Below are 6,061 nucleotides of genomic sequence, written 5' to 3'. Positions count from 1 at the left end.
CCGGATGGCAGCCTCCGCCCCAGCGCCTCCCGTCCCCGCTCCCCGCTACTAAGCCGTAAAAATCCCCGTGCCACTCTTCACGCGCCGCGCCTCGATGACCTCCTCATAGTCCCTGATGAGCCGGTCAAAAATCTCATCCCATGAGCGGCTGAGCGCCAGCCGCCGCCCCTCCCGGCCCATCGCCAGGCGCAGCTCCGGCTGTTCTGCAAGCCGGCAGATGGCTTCGGCCATCGCCTCCGGCTGCTGTGGGCTAAGCAGGATGCCGCTCCGGCCGGGGGCGACCAGCTCGCTTGGGCCGCCTGCATCTGCGGCGATTACCGGCAGGCCGGAGGCCATGGCCTCCAGCACGACGTTGCCGAAGGTTTCCGTGCTGGACGGAAACACGAACAGGTCGCCGGAGGCATACAGCTCTGCCAGCTCCCCGCCATGCCGGCTGCCGGCGAAGCTGACACTCTGGGGAGCGTCAGCCCGCAGCTCCGGCAGCAGCGGACCATCGCCCACGACGAGCAGATGGACGGCAGCGGCAACGGATTCCGGCAGCTGGCGCATGGCCGCCATGAGCGTGGGCAGATCTTTTTCCGGAGCCACCCGTCCTACATAGAGCAGGAGCAGCGGAGCTTCAATCCCGTAACGCTCCCGCACATCAGCTGAGCGTTTTGCCGGATCGTACAGCACGCAGTCCACCCCTCTCGACCATTGCCGCAGGCCGGACAAGCCGTGTGCCCGCAGGACGCCTGCTGTCTCCTGAGAGGGGACAAGCACTGCATCGCAGGTGCGGTGAAACCATTTCATGTATTTCCAGTAGAGCGGAATCAGCCCCCGCATCCGGTAATAGTGTAAATAACGGTCGAAATGGGTGTGGTAGGAGGCGATGTGCGGGAGGCTGTGCTTTTGGGCGTACCGCAGCCCGCATAGGCCGAGGTTAAAGGGAGTGGCCATATGAAGCAGGTCGGGACGGAAAGAACGCAGCTCTTGCTGAATCGATGATATACCCGTCAGCGCCAAACGGCATTCCGGATACAGGAAGAAGGGGATACTGGAGATTTTACGCACCGGATCATCGCATTCTTCCTCTGAGGCCGATGTCGGGGTGAACAGCAAATGTTCGATTCCGCGGCGGTGCAGATGGCCGGTCAGACGGTGAAGCGTACGGGCGACGCCGTTGGTCTGCGGAAGATAAGTGTCTGTAAACAGGGCAAGACGCATAATATCCCCTCCAGAGCTCTGATTGCCCTGATCATAACAGGTGAATATTTGAGCGGAGTCAGCGGAATGTTAAGGCTTTTTTCGGGATATGCCGGCATGTCCCCGCACTTTACGCTCCGTTGATACAAATCAGCATAACCGCAAATACTCGTCCACTATAGTTATTTAAAAAATAAACTATAGGAGTGACAACGACTTGAAAAGATCAGGCACAACCTTACTCTCTCTGCTGCTTGCAGCAGAAATCGCACTTGTTCCCGCCTGGAGCGCGGCCCCTGCAGCGGCGGCTGCAGGACAGCTGACGGGCACTCCGTATAATGCTGACGGCACTTATAATGTAAATGTTCCTCATATTATTGTGAATCAGGTTTATGGCGGAGGCGATGCAGATACTACCGGCGGCTATTTTTCAAACGGCTATATTGAGCTGTATAATCCTTTGGACACTGATGTTGACCTGAACGGCTGGTCGCTGCAATACTCCGATCCGGCAATGAACGGGGCATGGAGCAGGCTGGAGCTAAGCGGCACTATCAAGGCACACTCCTCTTACCTCATTACCGACAGAAAAAATAACCCCACCTTCCAGAGCGACATCAGCGCCAAAGGAGATCAGGCGTGGGGCGGACTTCTTTTCAATAATAAAGGCATGAAGGTTGTGCTGCTGAGCAATACGGACCTGCTGACTGCAGTCAACCCGTTCGCGAGCAAAACGGCGGCTTATGTGGACATGATCGGTACAGCAGGAAATGACAAAGGCTCCGTCATCGACGGCTACGAAGGAGATTATCCGACCGGTAAGGAGGAGGGAACCTCCAAGCAGAAGTCCGTGCGCCGTGCAGACTTTACCGATACGGACAACAATAAAAGCGATCTGAAGCAGATCGGCTTCGACAATCTGGATGCAGCGGGCATGAATCTGATGAAGCCGCACAGCAGCGCAGACGGAGCGTGGGGCATCAAAGCACCGGCCCTCGGCGTAGCAACCACCGAACTGCCAGCGGCGGCAGCAGGCACACCGTATACGGTTGCGCTGTCGGTGTACGGCGGCGTTCAGCCGTATTCCTTCACTGCAGACGGGCTGCCGGAAGGCCTTAAGCTTGATGCAGCAACCGGTACGATCAGCGGGACTCCGCTGGCGGCAGGCACATCAACTGTGAGCTATACCGTATATGACAGCGCCGCAACGCCTGCCAAAGTTACAGGCATCCTCAAGCTGGAAGTGGGCAAGCCTGCTGCTGATCCCAAACAGGACCTACTCAGCATTACCAAAATAGGAGGCTATTCCGTAGGCACGACGAATAAGGACGGCGGTGTAGCCGAGATTGTCAGATACAACCGGGATAACGGTAAGTTTTATCTGGTTAACGGGTCAACGCAGCCTGCGACTGTAGATGTGGTTAACCTCAAAGACGGCGCTCATCCGGAAAAAGAGTCCAGCATCAACGTAGAGGCACTGTCCGAGACAGGCGGCTTTGTTTACGGTGATTTGACCAGTGTGGACATTAATACGGCAACCAAGCGGATTGCTGTAGCGGTGCAGGAAGCCGATGCCATGAAGAACGGCAAGGTGCTTGTACTCGATTATGACGGCAAGCTGCTGGAAACCTTTGAGGCCGGGGTTCAGCCGGACATGGTTAAATATACGGCAGACGGCCGGTATATCCTGACTGCTGATGAGGCAGAGCCGCGCACGCTGGCCGGCGATCCTGAAGGCAGCGTGACTATTATCGATACTGTGACCAAAGCGGTTAACCAGGTGAAGTTCGGTAACCCTGCAGTTATTGATGACCTTGTGCACATCCGCGGGGCTGTAGACCCGGAGACGAAGCTGATTACCGGTGAAGGCGCCAAAGAAGACGCTGTGCGTGACCTGGAACCGGAATTTATCGAGCTGTCCGAAGACCAGAAAACGGCCTACGTCAGTCTTCAGGAGAATAACGCAATCGCAACTGTTGATATTGCCTCCGGCAAGCTGCTGTCGGTTAAGGGTCTGGGGGTCAAGAACCTGAATGATCCGGGCAATGCGCTCGACCTGCTGAACGACAGCAAGATCCAGCTGGAGAAAGTACCGTTCTACGGCGTATATATGCCGGATGGAATCAGCCAGTACACGGTTAACGGCAAAACCTATTTGTTCACGGCCAACGAAGGCGATGCAACGGAATGGGACAGCAAGGAGAATGCCAGCACCATCGGTAAAATGAAAGGCTCGCTCAATCCGGACTCGGATGCCGCAGGGTTCCTGGCCGGATCCACTAAGTATGACGGTGTTGAAGTGATGTCGGATATGGGGCATGACGGCATTTATCTGTACGGCGGCCGTTCCTTCTCCATCTGGGATGCTGCAGACCTGAAGCAGGTGTATGACAGCGGCAGCGATTTCGAGCAGATTACGGCTGAACGTCTGCCGGCTTACTTCAATGCCAGCAACAGCAACACTACCCTGGACAGCCGCAGCAGCAAAAAGGGGCCTGAGCCGGAATATGTAAAAATCGGCAAGGTAGGCAAGAAGGCGCTGGCCTTTATCGGGCTGGAGCGGATCGGCGGTCTGATGACCTACGATGTGACTAGTCCGGAGCAGCCGGAGTTTGTGAACTATATTAATACACGCGAGTTTACGCCGAAGAACAATCTGGCGACAGATACCGGACCGGAAGGAATCGAGTTCATTGCGGCAGCAGACAGCCCGACCGGCCTGCCATTAGTACTGGTCGCCAATGAGGTCGGCGGAACGGTTGCCATCTACCAGCTGAATGTGACTAAGGTAACCCTGGACAAGGCCGAGTTGTCCCTGCAGGCCGGCAGTTCAGCAGCAGTGCTTACAGCAGCAGTGCAGCCTGCGGGTGAAGGAACGAAAGAGCTGGTTTGGAGTTCTTCCAATACAGCAGTAGCTACAGTAGATCAGACAGGCAAGGTCACACCGCTGACAGCGGGAACAGCCGTAATCTCTGTATACAGTGCAGACGGCTATGGTCTGGCTGAAGCTAAGGTGACTGTGCAGGCTGCAGAACCCGTAATCACCCAGCCGGGCTCAAGCCCTTCGGGCGGATCAACTGCAGTGGTGACCACACCGGCTGCAGGAGTGAGTACTTCTGACGGTAAGGCAATTCTGGAAATCAAAGCAGCAGCGGATGCGGCGGGCAATCCATCGTATCCGGTCAGCGCAGCAGAGGTAACAGCAGCCCTTGAGGCGCTGAAGAGCTCCGCTGCGGACGAACTGGTATTCCGCACGGCTGCAGGGAATACTGCAGGGTCGGCGACGCTCAATATTCCTGCGGCAGCCTGGACCGAGATTACCGGCAGCACAGCGCAGACAGTAACCTTTGCAAGCGGAACCGGCACAGTTTCTCTGGACCGTGCCGCTGTCTCGGCCATCCAGACTGCAGCTGCAGGTGAAGCGGTCAGCCTGACGATTGCTGCTGCAAATCTCACAACCGGCTCAAGCCTGATCGGCAGCCGTCCGGTAGTGAGCCTTGAGGTCAAGACCGGCAGTCGGAGCGTTTCCAGCTTTGGCACAGGCGGAGCGGTGGTAAGTGTTCCTTATACACTCGCCGCTGGAGAAGACGCCGCTGCTGTAGTTGCTTATTATGTGTCACCAGCGGGTGAGCTGAAGGTGCTGCCGGCCAGCAGCTATAATGCGGGAACCGGCCAGCTGACCTTCCAGACATCGCATTTCTCGGTATATGCTGTCGGCTATAACAAACCGGCCTTTAGTGATACAGCATCCAGCTATGCGAAGGATTCCATTACCTATCTGGCAGCACGGGGCATCATTACTGGTATCTCTGCAGATCAGTTTGGCCTGAAAAGCAGGCTGAGCCGCGGAGACGCAGCGCTGCTGCTGGCCCGTCTGGCCGGTGCTGAGCTTGGCAATTCAGCCTCCGGCAGCTTTACTGATGTGCAGGCGGATGATTATTTCGCTGCTGCGGTCAGCTGGGCCAGCGCTAACGGAATAGTGAACGGTACAGGCGACGGCAAATTTACGCCAGAGGCCGATGTTTCACGGGAGCAGCTGGCGGTGATGATTGTCCGTCTGGCTGAAGCGATGAACTGGAGCCTGCCGGTGAACGGCGGTGCAGCGGCAGGCTTCGCTGATCAGGCGTCGATCAGCAGCTACGCACAGGAAGCTGCAACAGCAGTCCGGCAAGCCGGCATCCTGTCCGGCCAGGCAGCGGCGGACGGCAAGGTTAACTTTGCCCCGCAGGCGCCGGCAACCCGTGAAGAAACAGCACAGCTGCTGGCTAAACTGTTGAAAGCTGTGCAGTAGAAATACTGATTAGTATGGAGCATTCCGCGCCGCAAATAGCCGGAGAAAGCGGCTGGACAATTTATGCGGCGCGGATACTTTAAATTTTATTATTCTGCAAAACGACATGCTATAATAGAGGGCAGCACCCCCAAAAATCCATGTATGAGGTGATCAGCGAATGGGATTTCAGGCAGGCCAGCTGTTTATTAATTTGCCCGTTGCCAATCTGCAGAGGTCGGTTGAATTTTTTACGGCAATAGGGTTTGAGTTTAATCCGCAATTTACGGATGAGAACGCGACCTGTATGATCATTAACGGAAATACGTATGCAATGCTGCTGACACGGGAGTATTTCGGCACGTTTACGGACAAGACAATCATTGACTCTGCTGCCCATGCAGAGGTCATTACATGCTTCTCCGCAGCCAGCAGGGAGCAGGTGGACGAGCTGGTGCAGAAGGCGCTGGATGCCGGCGGCAAGCCGTTCAATGCTCCGGTTGATCACGGCTTCATGTATAATTGGAGCTTCCAGGACCTGGACGGGCATCTGTGGGAAGTTGTGTATATGGATGAGAGTGCTGCTCAGTAAAAGGTTCAATAATA

General features: G+C 56.2%; 3 protein-coding genes. 2 read left to right on the top strand and 1 reads right to left on the bottom strand.

Features of this window, described 5'->3' with window-relative positions:
* Positions 1-48: 48 nt before the first annotated feature.
* Entirely contained in the window at positions 49-1,206 is a 1,158-nt protein-coding gene (locus AWJ19_RS16805) for a glycosyltransferase family 1 protein (RefSeq protein WP_068725425.1), read from the bottom strand.
* Between the two features lie 196 nt (positions 1,207-1,402).
* Between AWJ19_RS16805 and AWJ19_RS16800 the strand changes: the two genes are divergently transcribed.
* Entirely contained in the window at positions 1,403-5,476 is a 4,074-nt protein-coding gene (locus AWJ19_RS16800; RefSeq protein WP_068725423.1) for a choice-of-anchor I family protein, read from the top strand.
* Positions 5,477-5,636: 160 nt separating this feature from the next.
* On the top strand, positions 5,637-6,047 hold the full coding sequence (locus AWJ19_RS16795) for a VOC family protein (RefSeq protein ID WP_068725421.1): 411 nt from the start codon (positions 5,637-5,639) through the stop codon (positions 6,045-6,047).
* The last annotated feature ends 14 nt before the right edge of the window (positions 6,048-6,061 follow it).

This window comes from Paenibacillus sp. DMB5, from assembly GCF_001517085.1.
GTDB lineage: Bacteria > Bacillota > Bacilli > Paenibacillales > Paenibacillaceae > Paenibacillus_AQ.
The sequence above is the reverse complement of the archived record's forward strand: the minus strand, read 5'-3'. Positions and strand labels throughout refer to the sequence as shown.